We start from the raw sequence: 22,893 nt of genomic DNA, 5'->3' as shown, positions 1-22,893 counted from the left end.
AAATGTGGTATAATTATAAAACCTACGTTTATATGGAAGGAAGATGGATATGGACATTAAATTATCAGCAAAAACGATCTTAGATAAAGATTTTAAAACGGGAATTAGAGGCTATAGCCAAGATGAGGTAGACCAATTTTTAGATATTATCATCCAGGATTATGAAAGTTTTGAGAAAGCATTAGCAGAAAAACAACAAGAAATAGATGTTTTAAAAAATGAATTGAAGCTTGCTCAATCTCAAACATCATCGCAAGAATCAAGACGTCAATTGACTTCTCCAGCTTATACTGGCAACACAAACTTTGATATTTTAAAGCGCATTGCCAACTTAGAAAAACATGTATTTGGCGATAAACTTTATGATTAGCATATAGTTTTAAGTTCTTTGACGACTTCACACTTTTCTCACATGCCACTATAAAAGAGTATAAAACTCTTGAATTTAGTAATTATTAGGCATATAATTGTCCTATCATCATGAAAGAACGAGTAATCGCTGCAATGCTTAAGCATTGTTGAGGAAAGTCCATGCTCGCACGGTTCTGAGATGACCGTAGTGTTCGTGCTTAGTGAATAAATAAGCTAAGGCAGTTTGATAGCTGACGGCGAGAGGAAGGCCTAAGTCCATATGGATATGGTTGAAACTCTCTGAAAGTGCCACAGTGACGAAGCTGTTACGGAAACGTATCAGGTGGAACGAGGTAAACCCCGCGAGTGAGCAACCCAAATTATGGTAGGGGCGCTCTCCTGAAGGAAATGAATGGATGGAGAGACAAAAGTATAAAACTTTTGTAGATAGATGATTACTACCCAATTGTACGAGGCGAAAGCCGTTATAGTACTTGGGCACAAAACATGGCTTATGATCTTTTAATGATGCTCAACATGATTAGACAAGCTCTCCAGAGTTTTTTGGAGAGCTTTTCTTTTAGAAATGGGGTGATAAATACGATGGATAATAAAGATTTTCAAGAAATACTTAACAAGGAAAATATAACCGATAATTGTCAATACATAACACCAAAGATTCTTGCAGCAATTTCAGAAGGGGTAATGATTACAGACTTAAATAGCCGTATTATTGATGTAAATCCAGCTTTTGAATTTGTTACAGGATATAAAAAAGAGGAAGTAGTTGGGAGAAAACCTGATGTACTAAGGTCAGGAGTTCATGGGATAGCGTTTTACAAGAAAATGTGGAGAGATATTGATCAGTATGGTGAGTGGCAAGGTGAAATTTGGAATCGAAGAAAAACAGGAGATATATACCCAGAATGGTTGAAAATCATTAGAATCCACGATGGTAATCATCAAACTCTAGGATATTGTGGAGTATTTTCTGATTTGTCAGAGGAAAAGATTGTTGAAAGTGAACTCAAAAGGCGTACCATGACAGATTCTGTTACTGGCATTTCAAACCGTTTTGCCTATAATGAGCGTATGAATGTTCTATTGAATTCTTCTAAAAATCATAATTATCAGCATGCGGTCCTGTTTATAGATTTAGATCGTTTTAAACAAGTGAATAGCACATTAGGTCATGGAGTTGGAGATCAGTTATTAGTAGAAGTAACGAAACGAATTCAAACCTTGTTAAAAAACAAGGATATTTTAGCTCGTTATGGGGGCGATGAATTTGTTATCACATTTGTGGACATACATCATCCTCGTGAAGCTATACATTTAGGAGAAAAGATCATTCAATTATTGGAGCAACCATTCTTCATTGAAGATCAAAAAGTATATATTTCTGCTAGTATCGGGATCAGCCTCTATCCACATGATGGCGATGAAACGGAGATCTTGTTGAGCAAAGCCGATAAAGCTATGTACTATGCAAAGGAAAATGGGAAAAATCAATTCACATTTTATTTTGATGAGCTAAAGACCGATGCTAAACGTGCGTTACTTTTGGACAATGAGTTAAGAAAGGTTATTAAAAATAACAGTTTTGAACTCTATTACCAACCAAAAGTAGATCTAAAAAAATATCAAATCATTGGAGTCGAAGCACTTGTAAGGTGGAATAATGACAAGCTCGGAAATGTTTCACCAGCGGAGTTTATCCCCTATGCGGAAGAAACGGGACTGATCATCCCTATCAGTGAATGTATTATTGAACGTGCCTGTTTAGATGCTCAAATAATGGCAAGCAAAGGGTATAAAGCGATGCCGATTGCCATAAATATCTCTAGTATCCATTTTCATCAGCGAAACTTTATCCGTTCAGTAGAACAAATATTAGAGCAAAATAACTTACCAGCAAGACAATTTGAATTAGAATTAACTGAACGGACTATTATGGAAAATGAAAGAGAAACCATTCGGAAATTAATCAAGCTAAAACAAATGGGATTCAAACTATCAATTGATGATTTTGGGACAGGTTATTCATCACTCAGTTATTTAGTACAATTTCCATTAGACTATTTGAAAATTGACAGAAGTTTTATTCAACAGATTTGTTCATTGAATGATAAACAAGCAGTTGTTGATGCCATTATTCAAATGGCGCACCGCTTACAAATGAAGGTGATTGCAGAGGGCGTGGAGCAGCGGGAGCAAGTCAAATTGCTCAATAAATTGGATTGTGATATGATTCAAGGATATTATTATTCAAAACCTCTCCCATTAAATAAGCTGATGGAATTCTTAGAATTCTGGGAATTAGAATTAGAAGGGAAATAAGTATGACAAACTATCAATTGGTGGCAACCGCAGCGATGGGATTAGAATCCATTGTCGCTGATGAGTTAAAAGCTTTGGGCTATACAACGCGAACCGAAAATGGCAAAGTATATTTTGAAGGTGACGAAAAGGATATAGCGAAAACAAATCTGTGGCTACGTGTAGCAGATCGGGTAAAAATTGTTGTAGGTAAATTTCCGGCAAAGACATTTGAACAATTATTCGAAGGTGTAAGAGCCATTGAATGGGAAAAGTACTTACCAGTGGATGCAGAATTTCCGGTATCCGGAAAATCAGTAAAATCAAAATTATTCAGTGTTCCAGATTGTCAAGCCATTACGAAAAAGGCTATTGTAGAGCGAATGAAATATTATTATAAACGACTTGGTTTTTTAGAGGAAACAGGTGCAAAATATAAAATTGAAGTTTCTATTTTAAAGGATGAAGCGACACTGACGATCGATACAAGTGGTGCAGGATTGCATAAACGTGGATATCGAATTAATCAAGGTGAAGCACCGTTAAAAGAAACATTGGCTGCTGCCCTTGTATATATTTCTAAATGGCATCCCAATCGACCATTTGTGGATCCTTTCTGCGGTTCTGGGACAATCGCATTGGAAGCGGCTATGATTGGACAAAACATAGCTCCCGGTTATAATCGTGATTTTATCAGTGAAGAATGGCCTTGGATGAAACAAAAAATTTGGGATGAAGTACGTCTGGAAGTAGAGGATGTAGCGAAATATGACCAACCTCTCCAAATCTTTGGTTCAGATATAGATCATCGTATGGTAGAAATCGCTAAAACGAATGCTCGGGAAGCCGGATTCTCAGATTTAATTTCTTGGAAACAAATGCAAGTAACAGATTTCACTACACATCTGACAGATGGCGTAATGATCGGTAATCCACCGTATGGAGAACGTATTGGTGATAAAGAGGTATTGGAGAAGATGATTCGTGACATGGGACATGTGATGAGTCAATATCCATCTTGGTCAGTATATATGCTATCTTCCATGGAAAACTTTGAAGCGCTGTATGGTAAAAAAGCAACCAAAAAACGCAAACTATTTAATGGATTTATCAAAACAGATTATTATCAATTCTGGGGAAAACGTACACCAAAACAAACACAAGATGAATCCTAAAATAAATTACTATTTAAAATTTTAAAATCATATTTTATAATGATGGATATTTGTCTATAATATTATAGACTCTGTTTTTTTGAATATGTTTAGACGGGAGGGGGTGACCCCTTCCGTTTCGTTGTCTGTACAAGAAGAGGGGAATTTGAATGAGACAATCAATACCATTTGCCTTATCCAAAGATAAGTCTTTCTTTGACTCATTGGGAGACTGGATTGGCGATATTTTATACGATGAACTGCCTGAAAAAGGGCTAGAATGTCGTGATGAACAAATTTTCATGGCCTATCAGATTGAAAAAGTATTACGAGAAAAATCCATCCTTTTTGCTGAAGCAGGTGTGGGTACAGGAAAAACTATCGCATATCTTTTACCAGCGATTGCGTATGCTCGTTATACAGGAAAACCTGCATTAATAGCATGTGCAGATGAAGCACTCATCGATCAGCTCGTTAAAGAGGGGGGCGATATTTATAAACTGCAACAATTTCTAGATTTAAAGATTGATGTTCGACTAGCGAAATCACGTGATCAATATTTATGTTTAAAGCGTTATGAAGAAGCCGAAAAATTCGCTGATGGGGAATTTTTAGATGATATAGCAGAAACAATTCCAGATGGCGTATTTGGACAAGGTTCCTTAGAATTATATGGTCAACACAGTGATTATCCCAATATTAGTGATGAAGAATGGAACTTAGTCAATTACAACTCCATTCAACAATGTTCAGTCTGCAATTTAAGAAATCGTTGTGGGCAAACGCTTCACCGTGCCCATTATCGTGAATCAACAGATCTCATCATTTGCTCGCAGGACTTTTTAATGGAGCATATTTCTACAAAAGAATCCCGTATACGTGAGGGACAATTAGCATTGCTTCCAGAGGTATCGATGATTGTCTTAGACGAGGGTCACTTATTGGAGTATGCGGCACAAAAAGCAATGACCTATAAAGTTCAGGATTATACGATTGTACAATTACTTGATCATTTAATGGTGGATGGTTTAAGAGAAAAAACATTGTACACCATGGAACAATTACAAGATGGTCATGAATTGTTCTTTGAACAGTTACGAGAAGATGTTATTGATTCAGATGAAGATCGGAAACGAATCAAAAAATCTGCTTTGCTGTTAAAGTTAGGGAAAAAGGTTATTGAAACTGTTGAAATATTACTAGAGGAATTTGTATTTGAATCAGAATTATACGTTATTCCAGAATATGAATTACGCATGGCGGAAGAGTTTTTAGAACAGTATGAGGCTGCGATGCGGATTTTCATAGCGCAGGGTGACGCTGTCGATTGGTTGGAAGAAACAGATGGAGAAGAAACGCTAGTGATTATGCCGCGTCTTATCACAGAGGTCTTAGAAGAAAAAGTATTTTCAAAAAGGATTCCATATGTTTTTTCATCCGCAACCCTATCAATCAATAAAGATTTCAGCTATATGGCGGGAAGTTTAGGCATTCAAAACTATCAGTCTTTCTCAGTATCATCACCATTTGATTATGAAGAGGTTATGAAAATCATTTTGCATCATTTAAAGCAAATAGAAAAAGTTCAAAAAGTTGAGGATTTACTCGAAGAAGAAAAGCAAACACTCATACTCTTTAAGTCTAAAAAAGCAATGCAGGGCTTTAAGTCGCAAATTGATGAACGCTTGACCACTAAAATCGGCTTCGAAGGAGATCGAGAATTATCATCCATTATCCGCGATTTCCAAGAGGGTAAAATCCAAGTATTATGTTCGTATCATTTATGGGAAGGATTAGATTTGCCAGAAGAAACATTAACGCGTGTGATTATTTATGATTTGCCATTCCCACCTAATGATCCTTTATTTGATGCAAAGCGGGAATTTGCAGAGGATGCTTTTGATGATGTAGATCTTCCATTCATGCTCTTACGTTTGCAGCAGGGGATGGGACGACTAATTCGAACATCCAATGATTATGGAGATATTCATATCTTATTAAATGAAGAAGAAGTGCATTATAAAGCGCAAATAGAACCAATTTTTGCAGTTTCTGCTGATGAATATCATTGAAGCCTTATGTGTGAATGTTTAGAGATAGTAACCATTAAGAGGTTCACAAAGTAAAAAATCCGCTCTCTCTACTGAGAAAGCGGATTTTTTATTATCGCTAGCGATTACCAAAGTTTATAACCTATAGAACCTAGCGGAGAATTTTGAATAATATCGTAGATTGGGAACGTGTAAGCTATTAAGATTAATGCTACTAAAATGACAATCCAGATTTTGAAGTTTTCTAGGAAAGCTGGAGTCTTTTGTGCATGTGGTGCTACAGTTCCGATTGGGAATTCTTGTTCACCCTTAGGAGCAAACCAGCAAAGTTTTACAAAGATATATAGGAACAAGATAATCCCGATGAATAATAATGTTCCACCAACAGCTTGCGCAACTTGATAAGATGCCCAAGTTTTTGCAATTTCAGCGCCACCATAATCTGAGAATGCTGATCGACGAGGGGCACCCAACAAACCTTCGATGTGCATTGAACTAGACATAATCACCATACCAACAGCCCATACAATCGTTTGAATGATACCAAGACGGTTCAATTGTTTTGTCAAAGTACGTCCTGTAAGGTGAGGAACCAACCAATAAGATGCGCCGAAGAATGTTAACACTACAGCGGTAGCAACCGTTAAATGGAAGTGACCTGTTACCCAAATGGTATTGTGAATTAATTGGTTCATTTGGTGAGATGCATTAACGATACCGCCAGCACCACCAGGAATGAAGATTAACATACCCATGAACGGAGCAAAGAAACGAGCGTCACCCCAAGGTAATTTTTTCAACCAACCGAATACACCTTTACCTCCTAATTCACGTCCGCGCATTTCAAATGTGGCAAACAAGGAGAATGCCGTTAATAGAGATGGAATAACAACCATCATTGTCAAAACAACTTGTAAGAATTTCCAAGAACCGTCAATACCTGGTTCAGTTAATTGGTGATGAAGTCCGACTGGAACTGAGAATATAACAAATAACATAAATGAAAGTCGAGCTAGTGCATCAGAGAATATTTTTCCTCCGATTACTTTTGGAACAACTACATACCAAACCATGTAAGCAGGGAGTAACCAGAAGTAAACAAGTGCATGACCGAATGACCAGAATAGCGTACGAGATAATAGAATATTAACCCGATCAACAAGACCTAGTGACCAAGGAATCAATTGGAATAATACTTCAATAGCAAGCCCTATAGTAGCTACAAACCACATTAAGTTATTGCAAACTACCATAAATGAAAGCAATGGTGATGTTTGATGTGGATTTTCTTTTCGCCATTGTATCCAGCGCAATGATTGACCGAGTCCGTCAATCCAAGATCCAACAACGACAAGAGCTAAACCAACATAGAAAATCCAATGTGCTTGTAATGGAGCATAGAATGTATAAAGAACAGATGCCTCATTTAAGAGAACCATAGCCGCTGCCATTGCGGTACCAATTGTCATGCTCCAAAAACCAATCCAACAAAGCAGCCTTTGTTTTGAAGACAGTGTACCGGATGTACGGCTAACTCCTGCAATGTGAAAGCCCATAATAAAGAATGTTGTTAAAATTAAGCCGAGTAACACACCATGTACGGTTAAAACTTGATAATAGCCAATTCCCCATGGTAGTTCAAAGTGACCTGAACGAACTAATACTTGTAAAAGACCAGCAGTACCACCTAAAAATAAGGCGATAAACGCTACAAAAATATGTGCCATCGCAAGTTTAGCATCTTTAGAATCTACTTTTAATAATTCAGTAGTTTTCTTCGCTATTTTTCTTGAAACAGTTACGTTTTCTTCATTTACATTAGATTGATCAATTACTGTTTGACTCATTCTTTATCCACCACCTTAAGCATAGAATGCATTTGAGCATGACCTGCACCACAATACTCATTACATACGATTAAGTATTCGCCAGCTTTATCCACTGTTGTTGTATATTCTGAAATATAACCAGGTTCTAGCATCATGTTAACGTTAGTTCCTGAAATTTCAAAACCATGGACAACATCTTTAGAAGTAGCAATAAATTTAACTTTTGATCCTACTGGTACTTTCAATTCAGGTGGATTGTAGTAGAAAGCGGAAGCTACTACTACTACTTCATAGTCCCAATCCTTACCGGATACTTTATGTACCCCCGGTTTGTTGAATGGTGCGATTTCATCAACTTTTTCATGATTGATAGTGTTCTTTGCACTTGGTGGGTGACTCCCATTATGAAAGGCCATTATACCGGTAATCAATAAAAATACGATCAGGGATCCAACACCAAATGTTAGCCAATATTTTTCATACTTATGAAGATGCATAGTTTTCCCTTCTTTCCTTCTGTTTAAAAGCGATCAAGAAATAGACCAAAGCATGTAACCCAAAAAGCTATGATCACAATGCCTAATCCTGTGACGAGGTAAAGCGTGCCCTTTAGATTTTCTTCGGGTTCATTTTTGTTACCCATATTGATCCTCTCCTTTATTCTTATAACTTCCTTTCTTAAATTCATGATATATAAAATAAAACGCTTTCGATGTGACAAAAATCACACTTCTTGTGTGAAATGTGAATGAAGTGTGAAAAAGAATTGATAAAATAGTGAAGATACATATACTATTTTATTCCTATAAGTTATTACTGATTTTTCAGTTTATCCCACATGAACAGTTAGTAAGATTCTTTGACTTGAGACTTAAGTAATGAGTTGAAGGAGAAGAGATTGGGATACATTGGGATATTTCCTCGTCACGCGTGTTGATTTGACAAAAATCAGGTTGTCTGTGGCGTAATTTTTGAGAAAACCTGTATTTTTCGGACCATTTATATAGATCTTCGCTGCGGCTTGCTCGTTCCTTTTGTGTAGCACATATTCGATAAAAAAACAATCCAATGTCCTGCGGAAAGAGCGAATAAAGTCTTTGAGAGAGCGAATAAATTGTCTCAAAGGGCGAATAAATACTTTATGGAGAAAATTGGATCATCAACGTGCCTGTTTCCTCGTAAAAGCCTGACCCATCCAACAATACTATTTGGAATGAAGAAACCCTACTTGTGGAAGGGGCTGTGGGAAATAGACTTGCTCCGCTTGTTGGTAAATGTTAAAATTCCAATTAAGGGAAAAATTGAAATAGATGGGCAAATGGTTCCTCATTAAGGTGCAATAGATATAGCATATTTACCAAATATTGATGAGTTCTTCTCGAATTTAATGGGACATATACATCTCAATTTAAAGATTTCTCTAAATATAGGGCAAAGGAGATTATAACTTTCACAACTTGAATCAATAGGAAAATGTCGAAGGGAAAAAGAGATAGCAAAGGATGATTTGATGAAACCAATTGTTGAACTGAAACATTTATCTAAGACAATCAAAGGGAAAGAAATAATTAAAGATTTGAATCTTGAGCTTTTTCCTGGTCAAATAACGGGCTTTTTAGGACCTAATGGAGCTGGAAAAACAACGACTATTCGTTTAATGACTGGGTTGATGAAACCAACAAGTGGAGAAGTTTTAATTGATGGTATTTCGTTGAAAGAAAATTTCGAAGAGGCCATTAGTAAAGTAGGGGTCATTGTTGAAAATCCTGAGATGTATAAATATATGTCAGGATATAAAAACTTACTTCATTTTGCTAGAATGCATAAAAACGTGTCAAAGGAAAGAATAGCGGAAGTCGTTCATCTTGTCGGGCTTGAAAAACGTATAAATGAAAAAGTATCAACGTATTCACTTGGTATGAGACAACGATTAGGACTTGCCCAAGCATTATTACATCACCCTCAATTTTTAATATTAGATGAACCGACAAATGGACTTGATCCAGCTGGTATTCGTGAATTTAGGGAACATCTCCGCACAATTGCTCAAAAAGAACGAGTTTCTATTTTTATATCCAGTCACTTATTGGCGGAAATTGAATTGATCTGTGACCGTATTGCGGTTATTAAAAATGGACAATTAATTGATATTCGTGAAATGACTGTTGAACAGCAATCAACATACTATATTGAAGTGGGACAACCATGTGAGCCATTATTAAAAGAACAAAATTATCTATTTGAAAAATTTTCAAAAGGTTATTTAGTTTCAATCGAACGAGAGGATGTGCCAAAATTGATCACTAATCTTACAACAGCAGGAATTGATCTCTTTGCTGTGCAACCACATCATCAATCATTAGAAGATCAATTCTTAGAATTGACAGGAGGTGGACAAATTGCTCAAACTTCTGCAAAATGAGTGGATGAAATTATGGAACAAAAAAGGAACTTGGGTCATGTTCATCCTGTTGATCTTAGCAGTATTTGCAGTGGCTGGGATTTATAAATGGGTGGATCATTTAGAAACAGAAAATTGGAAAACGGTTGAACAACAGTCTATAAAAGAGCAGCAACAGAGTATCGATGCAGGTGGATTGACAAAAGATGAATTAAAGGATGCAAAAGATTCTATTCAAATATCTAACTATCGTTTAAAGAATAATGAACCTCCTATAGAAACAGATAGTGCAGAAGCGTATTTGGATAATGGTTCATTCTTATTAGCTTTGATTAGTCTTTTTGGGACGATTATTGGGGCAAGCATTGTGTCGAACGAATTTTCTGCTGGAACGATTAAAATGCTTTTAACAAGACCGATTAGTCGAGCAAAAATCTTAACATCCAAACTTTTAACGGTTTTTATTTTTGTTATCCTTATGGCAATCCTTTCATGGGTGTTAAATTTCATCATGGGTATTATTTTGTATGGTTTTGCCTCCGGAACAGATTTAGTTATGGAAGGAAATAAAATTGTAGAATCATCTCCTATCACGCATTCCCTCTATATGTATCTATTAAGTATGGGTGAAATTTTCATGTCAGTTATTTTCGCATTTATGATCGGCAGTATCTTCCGTTCTAGCTCTTTGGCAATTGGACTTACGCTTTTTATCAACTTTATGGGATCAAGCCTTGTTGTGTTTTTAAGTAAATATGAATTTGTAAAATATTTATGGATAGCTAACACAGATTTAACCCAGTTTGAATCAGATTACTCTATCGTAGAGGGACTAACCATGCCATTTTCTCTAACCATATTAGCCATTTATGCTATTATTTTCTTAGTGGCAAGCTTTGTTACCTTTATAAAACGTGATGTAACCGCATAATCATTATTAATGAAAAACAACTTTTAAGAGTATTTGCTTCTAAACTGTATATGAAAAAGTTTTTAAACAGAAAAATAGAAGTCAACATACCAAAAGTATAGTTGACTTCTATTTTTTGTTATAATCACAGATGTGTGTAAGCACACAAGTTTGTCTTGATTGATTTCTAATCAGCACACCTGTTATAGTCATTCTTTTGAGTTATATGTTATTCATCAACGGGATCTATTGTTAACAAAATGGTTAAATCACCTATTCCATCCGCAATCACAGGAAGTTTGAAGGCATGCTTAAAGCCAAAAAGCTTTGTGTGTCCAACCATTACAGTTGGTGGTGTAATATCAAGTTCTAAATTTTGTTCTGCTACATATGTACAAAGATTTCCTGCGATCATATTCCCGAATTCACCTGTAAAAGATTCTAACATTGCACCATCAAGTTGCATTCCATACATTGCTTCACCTATTGCACTAAATGTCGTTGGAGTTGAATCAATGATAATACGTCCCTTCATATCTCCAACCATCCCGATTAAAACACCAATTTCTGTCTGTTCATAAGGGTCTGAAGTAATGGATGGAGATGAAACATGAACTTCTTTAGGTAAAACAGCTTTGAGCGAAAGTATAGTACCATTCAAAATAGCTTGTATTTGCGTCGATGTGCTCATTTTTATCTCCTTTAAGTGTGACCTTTATATTATAATATCACGCTTGAATAAAATTGAATAGCGAACCTTGACGAACTTTTGATTTTTTATTATGATAAAACCAACCAATGAGAATGATTTTCATATTCAATAAATAATTTTAAATAAGAATCATTATAAAAAGGAGCGGTAATGATGGTATATGCATTTATAGGTGCAACATTATTGATTTATGGAGCAATAGGAAAATATGTTTTAAATCAAATAACCGCACATATAAAATAATTTCTTAAATCCTTCTATGTAAAAATGGGAGGGTTTTTTTTGTTTGGGCATGGTAAAATAAGTTTATCACTTATTAAAAGGGGTAAATGATTGTTATGACAGAATTCGAACCGCAATTACAGAAACTTTTAAAGCAGACTGCAGTTCAATATTTAATTTATCAACATAATGAAGATGAAGAACGACTACAAAAAACAAAATTATTTGCTGAAAAGCTTCTAAATAAGGAATATATGATTGCATTTGCTGGCCATTTTTCTGCAGGTAAATCCAGTATGATCAATGCATTAACTGGAGAAGAACTTTTACCTTCAAGTCCAATTCCAACAAGTGCAAATGTTGTGAAAGTACATAAATCTGACAAAGATTATGCAATTGCTTATTTAACAGATCAGGCGCCTGTTTTGTTTGATGAAAACTATGATATCCGTACAGTGAAAGAATTTGCGAAAAATGGTGCGCTTGTTTCACAAATAGAAATCGGTCATCAAGATTCGGTTCTACCAGAAGGAATTACGATAATGGATACACCGGGCGTCGATTCTACGGATGATGCACATCGACTATCAACTGAATCCGCATTACATTTAGCAGATATTGTTTTTTATGTCATGGACTATAACCATGTTCAATCAGAACTGAACTTTCAATTCACAAAAAATTTGATGAAGTATAATCCGAATGTCTATTTGATCGTGAACCAAATTGATAAACATAAAGAAAATGAATTATCATTCAACGATTTTTCTAATTCCGTTTACACCTCTTTTGCCAACTGGGGTGTAAATCCAAAAGGGATCTTCTTTACGTCGTTACGTGATCCAGCCAATAGTCATAATGATTTCGAACAAGTAAAAGAAATCGTGATGAATAGTATGGATGGCTGGCAGGAACGTTTGCTTCAAGTAGCAGAAAAGACATTACAACAGTTAAATATGGAACATGACCAATATTTGACGACGAATAAACAAGAGCTGTTGGTGAATAATGAAGACAAATTGTCAAGTGAAGAATGGGAAAACCGTCAAGCCATCACCGAAGATTATGCCACTGTTTTGCATCAACTAAAGCTCTATTCGTCTTCCAATTGGCAGCACAGCTTTGATGATCATCGGGATGAGCTTTTAGAAAATGCAGGCGCAGCTATTATGCCGTTTGAGCTACGGGAAAAACTCACACTCTATTTAGAAAGTATCCAACCTAATTTTAAAGTGGGAACCTTTTTTTCAGGGAAGAAAACACAAGCGGAACAATTGGCACGTAAAGAGAGCCTTTATGAATTATATAGTTCGATCACAACATCTCAAATTTCCGGTCATTTGAGAGCGCTTATGAAGCAATCCTTGAAAGAGGTTAATGCACTGACAGATGAAATGGCTCATGAGATTGATGAAATGACTTTAAAACCACCAATGCGTGTTATTGAAGAACAAGTCAAATTAGACTCTGGCATTACAGGGGATGCATTGTTGAATTTTGCCAATCGTGTAGCAGATGCGACGAAAAGATGGTACAAACAAAGTACGGATGATTGGAAATTTGAAAAAGCTTCATATATTAAAGAATTATCAATTACCATTACCGAACCGCTTAAGAAAAAATGCGCATCATTAAAAGAAAAAGCTGAAGTTATTACAGCTGCTGAAGCTATTGAACAACAACAAAAGTATTTTGAAATTCAAAAATCTGTATCAATCGAAACTGTTAACCCAGAAGCAGATCAATTCGTTTCTACTTGGTCGAAAGAACATGCTGAAGCCTTTGACAAGATACGTAAATTTGATCCTTCTATGCTGGCAAAGGAAAAAGAATCAGAGATTGAAGGCGTAGAAGATGAACAAATTGACAAGGGAGTATCCATTCATACAACAACGGCTCTTCAAAATGCAATAACAACAGCTAATGAAGTTGCATCCATCCAAGGCTTCTCAGAAGTCGCAAACTTTTTGAAAAATAAAGTGCAACGTTTAGAGAAAAAGGATTTCACGATTGCTTTATTTGGCGCATTTAGTGCTGGCAAATCTTCTTTTTCAAATGCTTTGATGGGACAAAAAGTATTACCAGTTTCGCCTAATCCAACAACAGCTGCTATTAATAAAATACGTCCAGTTTCATCGGAACATCCACATGAAACAGCAGATGTCCATTTAAAAACAGTACAGCAATTACAAGAAGATATCATTGCAAGCTTTGGCGCGATCGGCCTTCGAGTTTCATCTTTAGAAGATGCTTATCATAAAACAGAGGAAGCACTGGCAAAAAAACTAGAGAATGAAAGACTGCATGTCCATAAATCTTTTATCCGTGCTTTTAAAGAAGGATATCCAATCTTTAAAGAGCAGTTAGGGAACACAATACGTACAAACCGTGTGGAATTTGAAAAATTTGTAGCACAGGAAAATCGAAGTTGTTTCGTCGATACCATTGATTTTTATTTTGATTGTGAATTGACACGTATGGGTGTTACGTTAGTGGATACCCCAGGAGCAGATTCGATTAATGCTCGCCATACTGGAGTAGCCTTTGAATATATCCGAAATGCCGATGCTATTTTATTTATAACTTACTATAACCATGCATTTGCAAAAGCAGACCGTGAATTTTTAATCCAGTTAGGGCGTGTCAAAGATGCCTTTGAACTCGATAAAATGTTCTTTGTTGTCAATGCCATTGACCTTGCCTCCAATAATGAGGAAGCAGAAGATGTGAAAACATATGTAAAACAGGAATTACAACGTTTTGGTATTCGTAAACCAAGATTATTCGGCGTTTCAAGCATACTGGCATTGCAAGAAAAAGTTGAAGAAAAAGCGTTAGATTCAGGTATGTCAATGTTTGAAGAGAATTTCCATCACTTTTTATCTGAAGAACTGACAGCACTTGCCGTACAGGCTTTAGTGGAAGAAACAGAAAAAGCACAAGAACGCTTACGGATGCTGATCCAACATACAGAAGAAAATTTAAAGGATAAAGAAAAACGGCTTGCTGAATTAGCAAAATTAGAGCAATATATCCATACTCATTTTATGTACTCTGCGGCACAAACGATCGAAAAAGATGCATGGCAAGAATTGAGTGAACTAGTGTACTATGTTTTACAACGAGTTTACTATCGTTATCCAGATTTCTTTAAAGAGGGCTATAATCCAACGACGTTTGCTTCGAAATCATCATCAGTTGCGTTAGATATTGCCTTGAAAGAAGTATTAGCAAGTTTAAGTTTTGACTTTGAACAAGAAATGCGTGTTACAAACTTCCGTTTAGCTAAATTTATTTTGAAAAAAATTCAAGAGCATTATGTTTATGATACAAAACAATTAAAGGATCTCAATGCAAGTTTTTCATTTATGCCATTTGAGGTTGAAGAACCAGCCATATTAGAGTTTACAGGTCCTTTTACAAGTACAAAACCTTATGAATCTGTCAAATCCTATTTCAAAAATAGTAAATCATTCTTTGAAAAAGGGGATAGTATTCAATTGCGTGAAGCACTTGAAGAATTAACAAAGCCAGCTGCAAAATCCTATCTAGATGAGCAAGCTGAACGGATGAAAAAATGGTCAGAAGATGTGATTACGAAAGAAGCAGAAGAATTACGTTTGTACATTAGTAAACAAGCGATTGAACAAATTGAAACAGAGAGATCATTGCTTCAAGAAAGCAGTAAATTGGATGAATGGAAGTTAATCTATGAATCATTAATGAATGGAGTGAAAAATTAATGGGAAATGTATTCGTTTCAGTAAAAGATTTAGAATTGAACAACCAGTATGCGTATAAATGGATTGACGCACGTTTTAATTTGCAGGATTCAGCAGAAGGGCATCATCTGTTTGAAAACAGTCATATCGATCAAGCTGTCTATTGGGATTTAGAAAAAGATTTATCTGATATGAACAAAGCGGCAGGTAGGCATCCAATGCCTGATAAAGAGCAGCTAAAGGCACTTTTTGAGAGAAGCGGCTTACAACAACAACAAAATATTCTCATCTATGATCAAGGTGGCGCACCATTTGCAACAAGAGCTTGGTGGATGCTGCAATATGGTGGATTCAAGAATGTAAAAGTTGTTCAAGAAGGCTATCAAGCATTAGAGCAAGCTGGTTTTAAAACATCGAATGAGAAGTCAAAAGTGAAAACGACTTCATTAGAAATCGACTGGCAAGACCATTTATATACAGATCGTAATGGGGTAAAGGATATTGTAGAAGGAAAAGTAAAACGTACATTACTAGATGCAAGAGCGCATAATCGTTATAAAGGGGAAATAGAACCAATCGATAAAGTAGCGGGGCATATTCCAGGAGCACTAAATTATGATTGGGAACAGTTAAAAACAAAAGGGTACTTAGCACCTAATGATAGTCTGCTAGAAGTTGTATCTAAAGATGAACCTATTACTGTATACTGCGGAAGCGGTGTAACAGCATCACCACTTTATGCCGTTTTAAAAGAAATGGATTATCAAAATGTGCAATTGTATACAGGAAGCTATAGTGATTGGATCACTGAATATGAAGTGGAAAAAGGAGAATAAAACCGTAGAAAGAGGGTTTTCAGTTGCTATTAAAAAGGACAAAAAATAGCAGGAAATTGCTGGCTGTTACAGCATTAAGTGCAACATTATTGGCGGCAAGTCTTGCCAATATCGTACAGCCATTAACCGCACAAGCTGCATCGGCATCGGAAAAAGTATCAAATGAATATATTTTAAAAGTGAATAGTCATGTGCGCTCGGGAATTGGAACAAATCATAAAATTTTAAAAACGCTCAAAAAAGGCACAACGATTAAACCTGTTGTTCGTAAACAAAATAAGGATAAAGTCTATTGGTATAAAATAAAAATCGGTTCAACATATGGTTGGATTTCAGGAAAACTTTTGACTAAAAAATTTATTTATAAAACAAGTGGTGACAAGAAAGCCATTTCCTTAAATGTACCTTATATCAATCAGCTAAAACCGGTTTACGCCCCTTTTGGATGTGAAGGTGCAAGTCTGTTACAAGCGTTACGTTACAAGGGATATGCTAAAAAGACGAGCTATAAAAAACTCTTGAATAATATGCCAAAGACTACACGTAATCCGTTTAAGGGTTTCGCTGGTTCTCCATACCATTCTATTGATGGTGTATTTCAATCTATTTTTCCAAAGCCTTTAACGAAGTATGGAAAGAAATATAGTAATACGGTCAAAGATATTTCAGGTGCATCTGTAAGTACTTTACGTCAAGAGCTTGCTAATGGCAATCCAATTGTCGTATATGTCACTTTGAATTTCTCAAAACCTAAATGGACAAAATGGAATATGGGTTCTGCCGGGAAAAACGTTAAAATGGTTGATAATCTTCATGTGATGACATTGGCCGGCTATAGTAGTAAGACAAAACGTTACAAGGTTATAGATCCAAATAACAAAGGTGAATATTGGGTAAACAAATATGAATTTGAACGCGCCTATAATGCTTTAAAATATGCTGTTGTAGTACGCTAAGTGATACAAAGAGAATTTTATCTTATCGACTAGCTGCATAAATTATTCCTTAATAGGCAGTGCCCTCCTCTTTCAAGACTCCAGTAAAAATGGGCTGAGTGGGGAGCAGACTGCCTGTGAAAGTCTGATTGGTTTAGCTGATGTGCAGTAGAGTAAAGAATCTTCCATTGTGTGAAGTTTTACTTTATACAGTTCCAGTGTCATTTATATGAGATTAGTACTTTTATTATGGAGTACAAGCTTATAAAGACCAAACACTATGAAGTCAAGTGTTAGGGGGAATTATAAATTCATCGTTATCCTCGTAATAGTCAATCGGATGTAGTTCGACATATTATCAAAAAAATCCTGATTAAAAAGGAGAATCGCTTATTTTGTCGAATAATAGAATAATGTCAGAAATAGAAAAAAATAGATGACATTTTCTTGCATTATCTATCGTTAGTTTTCAGAAGTTCTTAAAAAAACCGTTGTTCTAAAGGGTATATTCAGCATAATAAAACTCTTAATGAGGTGATGTATTGGGAACAAAAGAAAATCTACTAGAATCGATTGTCATACAGCTTAAACAGGGTTTATGGGAAATGGAGAGTATTTATAGCAAAAGAATCAAAATTTTAGAAATTGAAAACGACAATCAAGTACATCAAATTCATAAGTTAAAAGAGAGAATCTCAGCTTTACTTGAAAATGTAGAAACTTTAAAAAAGGTAAACTTAGATTTGAATAGCAGTAGAGAATTACTGTTAAAAGAATTGAATGTGAAACAACAGAGGACAACTGTCATTGGCATCATAACTGTTTTATTATGCGAAGATGAAATTACCAATGATGACAAAGTAGAACTGATCAAACAACTCCTTAAACTGGCTGTGAAAGAAGAGCAAATAGAAGGATATGTCAAGGAATTGATGCAAATTCTCAGTGATGCATTCGCTTTTTTTGATTATTATCAAAAAAGAGTCATTAAAAGAGAGATAAAAAAGAACTATCTATTCTTTCACCAATTATTTGTAACAGCACAATCGCAGTCCGTCAGAAAAATCCTATTTGCCTACCATTCTGATAAAATGAAAGATATGATTAAACATTTATTGGATGAACTTATACGCTCTAATAGATTATATTCATATAATGATGAAGATGCGTTAAATATTCTTTTATACATAATCTATTACAATAAGATAAAAGAACATCAAGACAACGAACAATTTCAGTTTTTTTACAATAAAGATGAGAATTATTATGCCAAAAGATTTTATAGTTTATATAAACTGTACTTATATAAAAAAGACAGAAGTTGCTTATATTCAATGATGAAGCTTTTTCATGAGAAAGAGCTATGTATTGACTTATTGAAAATAGAAATGGTACAAAGTATTTTGAAAAAATTTTTTAAAGAAGAATTTGGATACCACTATAATATTGGAAAAAAGACTCAATATATGAGCCTTAAAGATTATAGATATCGGCATCCTCATTATAGTGAGCTTCGGAACTTTGGTTATCAAATAACGAACCGTACAGATGAACAACGCTGGGCAGCTTTACTGGAATTTATGAAAGAGTATGGCTTACAAGCAACAGTCAATGAATTACATAAAAGAATCAGACTAAAAATGGGAAGAGAAGAAGATCAAAAAAGATATGCAAATGCAATTGAAAAATGGAGTTTTGATTTGAGGCGTTTAAAAGAAGAATATTATCAAAATGATTTTCCTTGGCCGGATTAAAGTAAAACTTCACATGGTAAGAGGCTTCTTCCTCTCTTGATTGCTTTAAGACTATCATTCGATTGGAGTAGGGTTCAATTATCGTGCGAAAAGCGAGTAGACCCATGTGGAAATCAATTGGTCATGTAATTTTCAAAAGAGTAGATGAATGAACACTAAAATCATTTTTCTAAAGTACAAAAGCAAATGGATAAGAAAAAAGAAAGTGGATGAACATTTTGAAAAATAAATTCCGTGTCAGTCAAATTCTTGTTTCAAAAGAAACGCAAAAAATCGAAAAAATATATGCAGTGAATACAAAAGGAGAACCATTTGATCTGCTTGAAATTGGCATTCTTGAACATTTCCACATCCTCACAAAAGAACAAGTTCAAGAAAAGTTAGATCGGTATAAAATAGGTGTTACTTTTAAAGTAGATGGTCAACGTACACTTTTGACATTAAACTCAAAAGAAGATGCAAATCTTTATATTGAACATATAGGACCCTATTTCAATGAAGTATTGTTATAAATTTAATCTACAAGCTCATGGTCGCAGATTATTTTCGTTAAACGATAGATTATACTAAAAGGAGAGATTAAAGATTTAATGAATTTACCTCAAGATCATCATCACGAGTATGAAATCCAACCATTTTTTTCAATATGGTGGCATCCCAAAAGGACTGCTCAATATTTAATCAATCAAAAAAAATGGTCATTTACAATTTTCCTTATTTTACTAGGCGGTATAGCAAGTAGCATTGTGTGTTTAGAAGGTACAAAGCTGTATCCTTTCTATGCCACATGGCTATTGCTAATGGCTTGTATTTTATCGGGACCTTTTATAGGTATATTTACTGTATTAATAAGCACAGTTATTACTTGGCTTGTTGGTAAAATCTTTGGAGGCAAAGGTAGCTTTGAAGATATTTTAAGAGTGAAAAGTGCGTTATTTATACCAACCATCGCGATTACACCATTTATGATTGTGTGGATGGCCAATTCACCACAAACTTTTTTTGATACAAATTATGTAACTTCAAATGTTATGATAGGAATTTCAGCTATTTCATTTCTTATAGCTATCATTATTTCAGTTTGGACATTTATTATTAATGTCGCTGGAGTGGCAGTCGCACATCGATTTTCAAATTGGAAAGCATTTTTTACGATTTTCATCCCAACATTTTTACTATTAATAGTTTGTCTAGCGTTTGGTGTATTGTTCTTCATCACATTTTCTACGATATGATAACAATGACGCAGCGCTATACAGAAAAAAAGAATCTGTATGATCGTTTTAGGATCATAACGTTTTCTCAATCGTTAAAAGATTGAGTCGAGAATGATTAAGGACTAAAATAAGAAAGATCGATGTATTACTGTCATTAGTAGTACAGCGACCTTTCTTTAAAAAACGATTCATTATGCTCCGAATATATTTCCTTCATTGACAACTTCTCTAGAAATCGCAATGGCGCCCTTTTTTCTTAGATGCAATATGCCTTCTTCATCTGCTTTGAGGATTTTTTCAAGATAATATTCCTGTTTTTCTGGGGGAATATGCATCCCATTAAATTCATCTCGAAGCGCAAATTCATAGACAGCTAATTCATCTTCAGTAAGTACACTAGGGTTTTTACCTGAGTTTTTATTTACATCCATTATGCTACATCCTTTGTCTAAAAATCTTATGAACAATATGTCTTTCCTAATAAGTATACAATACAATTTGATGTTGTTTAAAACAAAGAGACCAATAGCTATGGTTTTGATGGTGAATATTAAGATTATCCCGCGTTAACGGGCAGTGAGACCCCATCTAAAAAAAATAAGAAAGATAGGTATGGGAAGAACTGCCGTATGCGTCCGATTGGTTCGGACGGGCAAGATGTTGGTCCCTTAGTTGTTGCCACAGGACGTGGTGCCTTTAACCTGAGTTCCTCTAATTCAGTGGGGATGAAGAAAACCCCATGGATGGAAGTTTCACTTTATTTTAAAAGTATCTGTAATTCAGGTACTACATTTTGCTTTTTTCCATGGATCAACACTTCAATAATGTTTTCAGCAGCAAGTTGCGCCATGTCATCTCTTGTCTCATGGATTGCGGAACCGATATGGGGTGCCGCCGTAAAATTCTCTAATTGGAGTAGAGGATTATCCATATTAATGGGTTCTTGAACAAATACATCTGAAGCGGCTGCATAAATTTCTTTATTTTTCAGTGCAAAGTACATAGCTTTTTCGTCTACAGTTGCACCCCTCGACATATTAATAAATACAGCGGTATTTTTCATTTGTTTAAATTTCGATGCATCGATCATATTTTTGGTTTCCGCAGTGAGTGGTGTCAACATAACAATAAAATCAGATTCCGCGAGTAATTTTTCTAAAGGTTTCCAATAGATATGTTGTTCTTCTAATTCAGGTTTTTTTCGACGATTATAATAGCTAACATCCATTAAAAAGCCTAGTTTTGCTCGTCTAGCTAAATCTTCGCCGATACGTCCCATACCGATAATACCTAACTTTTTGTGGTGAACATTTAATCCGTAATAATTTACATCATCTTTTACTGTCCAGAGTCCCTTTTTGATCTTGGCATCAAGTTCGCTAATCCTTCTAGCAGCACTTAGCATAAGACCAAATGTTAAATCTACAACACTATCATTTAAAATATAGGGAGTATGTGTCCCGATAATTCCAGCCTTTTTCATGACATCCGTATCAAAATTATCATAGCCAACACTGATATTGCTAACAAGCTTTAAATTAGGAGCATGTTGAATGAGTTCTTCATCTATTTTTATCCCATAGTTTAGTAAGGCATAAGCTTCTTGTAGCGACATCAGTAATTGTTTTCTTGAGCACGAAGGCTGGTAATCAATTTCAAAATGCTCAGCTAATTTGTTGATGATATCCTTTTTGATATCGCGTATAATTAAAAGTTTTGGTTTCATTAAAACACTCCTCCATTGGAAAATGTTAATGTCATATTAAGTATATATGAAGATTATGTACAAAATCTAAAAATGCTCATTATTTAGAGGAAATTTGAATGCATATTGTCGAATTTATCAATAGCTATGAATAATGAATCCTTTTGCGGAAGGTGATTTGTCATGGAAGATAAAGAACGTCAAATTTGGTTTGATCTATTCATGTATACGATATTAGTGATATGTATTACGTATATTATCTTTCTCAATCAAATGCAAAGATATTTCTTATATATTGTTCTAATAGGTTATGCAGTAGCAACCTCTTATAAAATTGTAGTTTTAACACAACATAAACATCATAAATAATATGGAGAAAGAATAATTAAACAATTGATTTGAAGGACATTATTTGAAAGCTAGGATTTATAAGGTGTGTTTGTTCCGTTATGCTTCAACCTCTTCCTCTCGTATTAACCAAGTAGTAAGACAACAGCTCCACTATAAGTAGGTAAATAAGTGGAGAATAAGTATCTGCTGCCCATAAAAACTGGTTGTTCCAGTGAATGCGGCGGACTTGTGGACGAAAAAACGATCGTGTGCCCCCACTTTATCTGCTTTAAGATCGTCAAGTTTTTAGAAATCATCAACTTTTAAGATATACAAGCTACTCAATCAATAGTTCAAATAAAATAATGGGTCACTCTTTATTTGCCTATGGAAAGTAGTTTCTATCCAGTAAGATTCACAAACAAAATCTTGAAGATGGATACTT

General features: G+C 35.0%; 18 protein-coding genes and 1 other RNA gene. 13 read left to right on the top strand and 6 right to left on the bottom strand.

All coding sequences use genetic code 11. The annotated features are described in order from the left end of the window. Window positions 1-43: 43 nt before the first annotated feature. The 5 genes from gpsB (at window position 44) to FEZ13_RS06785 (ending at window position 5,896) form a co-directional block, all read left to right on the top strand. On the top strand, window positions 44-370 hold the full coding sequence (gene gpsB, locus FEZ13_RS06805; protein ID WP_146549163.1) for a cell division regulator GpsB: 327 nt from the start codon (window positions 44-46) through the stop codon (window positions 368-370). Window positions 371-484: 114 nt separating this feature from the next. After that, window positions 485-870, top strand: an RNA gene (rnpB, locus tag FEZ13_RS06800) — RNase P RNA component class B. An 84-nt stretch (window positions 871-954) separates the two neighbouring features. Then, window positions 955-2,691, top strand: coding sequence for a putative bifunctional diguanylate cyclase/phosphodiesterase (locus tag FEZ13_RS06795; RefSeq protein WP_146551972.1), 1,737 nt, complete (start codon window positions 955-957; stop codon window positions 2,689-2,691). Window positions 2,692-2,693: 2 nt separating this feature from the next. Beyond that, entirely contained in the window at window positions 2,694-3,845 is a 1,152-nt protein-coding gene (locus tag FEZ13_RS06790; RefSeq protein ID WP_146551971.1) for a THUMP domain-containing class I SAM-dependent RNA methyltransferase, read from the top strand. A gap of 149 nt (window positions 3,846-3,994) precedes the next feature. Continuing rightward, window positions 3,995-5,896: an ATP-dependent DNA helicase gene (locus FEZ13_RS06785; protein ID WP_146551970.1), complete on the top strand. Its 1,902-nt coding sequence runs from the start codon at window positions 3,995-3,997 to the stop codon at window positions 5,894-5,896. Window positions 5,897-6,000: 104 nt separating this feature from the next. Here FEZ13_RS06785 and FEZ13_RS06780 read toward each other — a convergent pair whose 3' ends face one another. The 3 genes from FEZ13_RS06780 to FEZ13_RS06770 all read right to left on the bottom strand — a co-directional run bounded on the left by FEZ13_RS06780 (window position 6,001) and on the right by FEZ13_RS06770 (window position 8,347). Then, window positions 6,001-7,602: a b(o/a)3-type cytochrome-c oxidase subunit 1 gene (locus tag FEZ13_RS06780; protein WP_255473139.1), complete on the bottom strand. Its 1,602-nt coding sequence runs from the start codon at window positions 7,600-7,602 to the stop codon at window positions 6,001-6,003. 116 nt (window positions 7,603-7,718) lie between these two features. Continuing rightward, entirely contained in the window at window positions 7,719-8,201 is a 483-nt protein-coding gene (locus FEZ13_RS06775) for a cytochrome c oxidase subunit II (RefSeq protein WP_146551968.1), read from the bottom strand. A 23-nt stretch (window positions 8,202-8,224) separates the two neighbouring features. Then, window positions 8,225-8,347, bottom strand: coding sequence for a cytochrome c oxidase subunit 2A (locus FEZ13_RS06770; RefSeq protein WP_146551967.1), 123 nt, complete (start codon window positions 8,345-8,347; stop codon window positions 8,225-8,227). Between the two features lie 864 nt (window positions 8,348-9,211). Here FEZ13_RS06770 and FEZ13_RS06765 point away from each other — a divergent pair. Both FEZ13_RS06765 and FEZ13_RS06760 read left to right on the top strand, forming a co-directional pair. Next, a complete protein-coding gene (locus FEZ13_RS06765) occupies window positions 9,212-10,126 on the top strand; it encodes an ABC transporter ATP-binding protein (RefSeq protein ID WP_255473067.1) in 915 nt (304 codons plus the stop codon). Next, on the top strand, window positions 10,104-11,036 hold the full coding sequence (locus tag FEZ13_RS06760; RefSeq protein WP_146551965.1) for an ABC transporter permease: 933 nt from the start codon (window positions 10,104-10,106) through the stop codon (window positions 11,034-11,036). The genes FEZ13_RS06765 and FEZ13_RS06760 overlap by 23 nt, the downstream gene beginning before the upstream one ends. 208 nt (window positions 11,037-11,244) lie before the next feature. Here FEZ13_RS06760 and FEZ13_RS06755 read toward each other — a convergent pair whose 3' ends face one another. Beyond that, complete coding sequence (locus tag FEZ13_RS06755; RefSeq protein ID WP_146549155.1) at window positions 11,245-11,706, bottom strand: chemotaxis protein CheX; 462 nt, start codon at window positions 11,704-11,706, stop codon at window positions 11,245-11,247. Between the two features lie 359 nt (window positions 11,707-12,065). Here FEZ13_RS06755 and FEZ13_RS06750 point away from each other — a divergent pair, with 359 nt between their 5' ends. The 6 genes from FEZ13_RS06750 (at window position 12,066) to FEZ13_RS06725 (ending at window position 20,431) form a co-directional block, all read left to right on the top strand. Then, the gene (locus FEZ13_RS06750) at window positions 12,066-15,692 is read left to right on the top strand and encodes a dynamin family protein (protein WP_146551964.1); all 3,627 of its coding nucleotides are present in this window, start codon (window positions 12,066-12,068) and stop codon (window positions 15,690-15,692) included. Further along, the gene (locus tag FEZ13_RS06745; protein WP_146551963.1) at window positions 15,692-16,507 is read left to right on the top strand and encodes a sulfurtransferase; all 816 of its coding nucleotides are present in this window, start codon (window positions 15,692-15,694) and stop codon (window positions 16,505-16,507) included. Before FEZ13_RS06750 ends, FEZ13_RS06745 begins: the two co-directional genes overlap by 1 nt. A 23-nt stretch (window positions 16,508-16,530) precedes the next feature. Further along, window positions 16,531-17,463: a C39 family peptidase gene (locus tag FEZ13_RS06740; RefSeq protein ID WP_146551962.1), complete on the top strand. Its 933-nt coding sequence runs from the start codon at window positions 16,531-16,533 to the stop codon at window positions 17,461-17,463. A 521-nt stretch (window positions 17,464-17,984) separates the two neighbouring features. Further along, window positions 17,985-19,196, top strand: a complete 1,212-nt coding sequence (locus FEZ13_RS06735; RefSeq protein ID WP_146551961.1) for a hypothetical protein — start codon at window positions 17,985-17,987, stop codon at window positions 19,194-19,196. Window positions 19,197-19,414: 218 nt separating this feature from the next. After that, window positions 19,415-19,708 (top strand): hypothetical protein, encoded by a 294-nt coding sequence (locus FEZ13_RS06730; RefSeq protein ID WP_146551960.1) that lies wholly within the window; start codon window positions 19,415-19,417, stop codon window positions 19,706-19,708. Window positions 19,709-19,786: 78 nt separating this feature from the next. Continuing rightward, window positions 19,787-20,431 carry a Yip1 family protein gene (locus FEZ13_RS06725; RefSeq protein WP_146551959.1) on the top strand — a complete coding sequence of 215 codons (645 nt, stop codon included), beginning with the start codon at window positions 19,787-19,789 and terminating at the stop codon, window positions 20,429-20,431. A gap of 173 nt (window positions 20,432-20,604) precedes the next feature. Here FEZ13_RS06725 and FEZ13_RS06720 read toward each other — a convergent pair whose 3' ends face one another. Both FEZ13_RS06720 and FEZ13_RS06715 read right to left on the bottom strand, forming a co-directional pair. Next, window positions 20,605-20,844: a hypothetical protein gene (locus tag FEZ13_RS06720; RefSeq protein WP_146549148.1), complete on the bottom strand. Its 240-nt coding sequence runs from the start codon at window positions 20,842-20,844 to the stop codon at window positions 20,605-20,607. Between the two features lie 326 nt (window positions 20,845-21,170). Next, entirely contained in the window at window positions 21,171-22,139 is a 969-nt protein-coding gene (locus tag FEZ13_RS06715; RefSeq protein ID WP_146551958.1) for a 2-hydroxyacid dehydrogenase, read from the bottom strand. Between the last annotated feature and the right edge of the window lie 754 nt (window positions 22,140-22,893).

The sequence above is a fragment of the Rummeliibacillus sp. SL167 genome (assembly GCF_007896505.1).
Lineage (GTDB): Bacteria > Bacillota > Bacilli > Bacillales_A > Planococcaceae > Rummeliibacillus > Rummeliibacillus suwonensis.
Note: the sequence above shows the minus strand (reverse complement) of the source record. Positions and strands in the feature narration are given on the sequence as shown.

What these genes read in the sequence shown, in the direction of transcription:
- gpsB (WP_146549163.1), top strand. Translation starts at nt 44, where the DNA reads ATGGATATGGACATTAAATTATCAGCAAAAACGATCTTAGATAAAGAT.
- FEZ13_RS06795 (WP_146551972.1), top strand. Translation starts at nt 955, where the DNA reads ATGGATAATAAAGATTTTCAAGAAATACTTAACAAGGAAAATATAACC.
- FEZ13_RS06790 (WP_146551971.1), top strand. Translation starts at nt 2,694, where the DNA reads ATGACAAACTATCAATTGGTGGCAACCGCAGCGATGGGATTAGAATCC.
- FEZ13_RS06785 (WP_146551970.1), top strand. Translation starts at nt 3,995, where the DNA reads ATGAGACAATCAATACCATTTGCCTTATCCAAAGATAAGTCTTTCTTT.
- FEZ13_RS06780 (WP_255473139.1), bottom strand. Translation starts at nt 7,602, where the DNA reads ATGGCACATATTTTTGTAGCGTTTATCGCCTTATTTTTAGGTGGTACT.
- FEZ13_RS06775 (WP_146551968.1), bottom strand. Translation starts at nt 8,201, where the DNA reads ATGCATCTTCATAAGTATGAAAAATATTGGCTAACATTTGGTGTTGGA.
- FEZ13_RS06770 (WP_146551967.1), bottom strand. Translation starts at nt 8,347, where the DNA reads ATGGGTAACAAAAATGAACCCGAAGAAAATCTAAAGGGCACGCTTTAC.
- FEZ13_RS06755 (WP_146549155.1), bottom strand. Translation starts at nt 11,706, where the DNA reads ATGAGCACATCGACGCAAATACAAGCTATTTTGAATGGTACTATACTT.
- FEZ13_RS06750 (WP_146551964.1), top strand. Translation starts at nt 12,066, where the DNA reads ATGACAGAATTCGAACCGCAATTACAGAAACTTTTAAAGCAGACTGCA.
- FEZ13_RS06745 (WP_146551963.1), top strand. Translation starts at nt 15,692, where the DNA reads ATGGGAAATGTATTCGTTTCAGTAAAAGATTTAGAATTGAACAACCAG.
- FEZ13_RS06725 (WP_146551959.1), top strand. Translation starts at nt 19,787, where the DNA reads ATGAATTTACCTCAAGATCATCATCACGAGTATGAAATCCAACCATTT.
- FEZ13_RS06720 (WP_146549148.1), bottom strand. Translation starts at nt 20,844, where the DNA reads ATGGATGTAAATAAAAACTCAGGTAAAAACCCTAGTGTACTTACTGAA.
- FEZ13_RS06715 (WP_146551958.1), bottom strand. Translation starts at nt 22,139, where the DNA reads ATGAAACCAAAACTTTTAATTATACGCGATATCAAAAAGGATATCATC.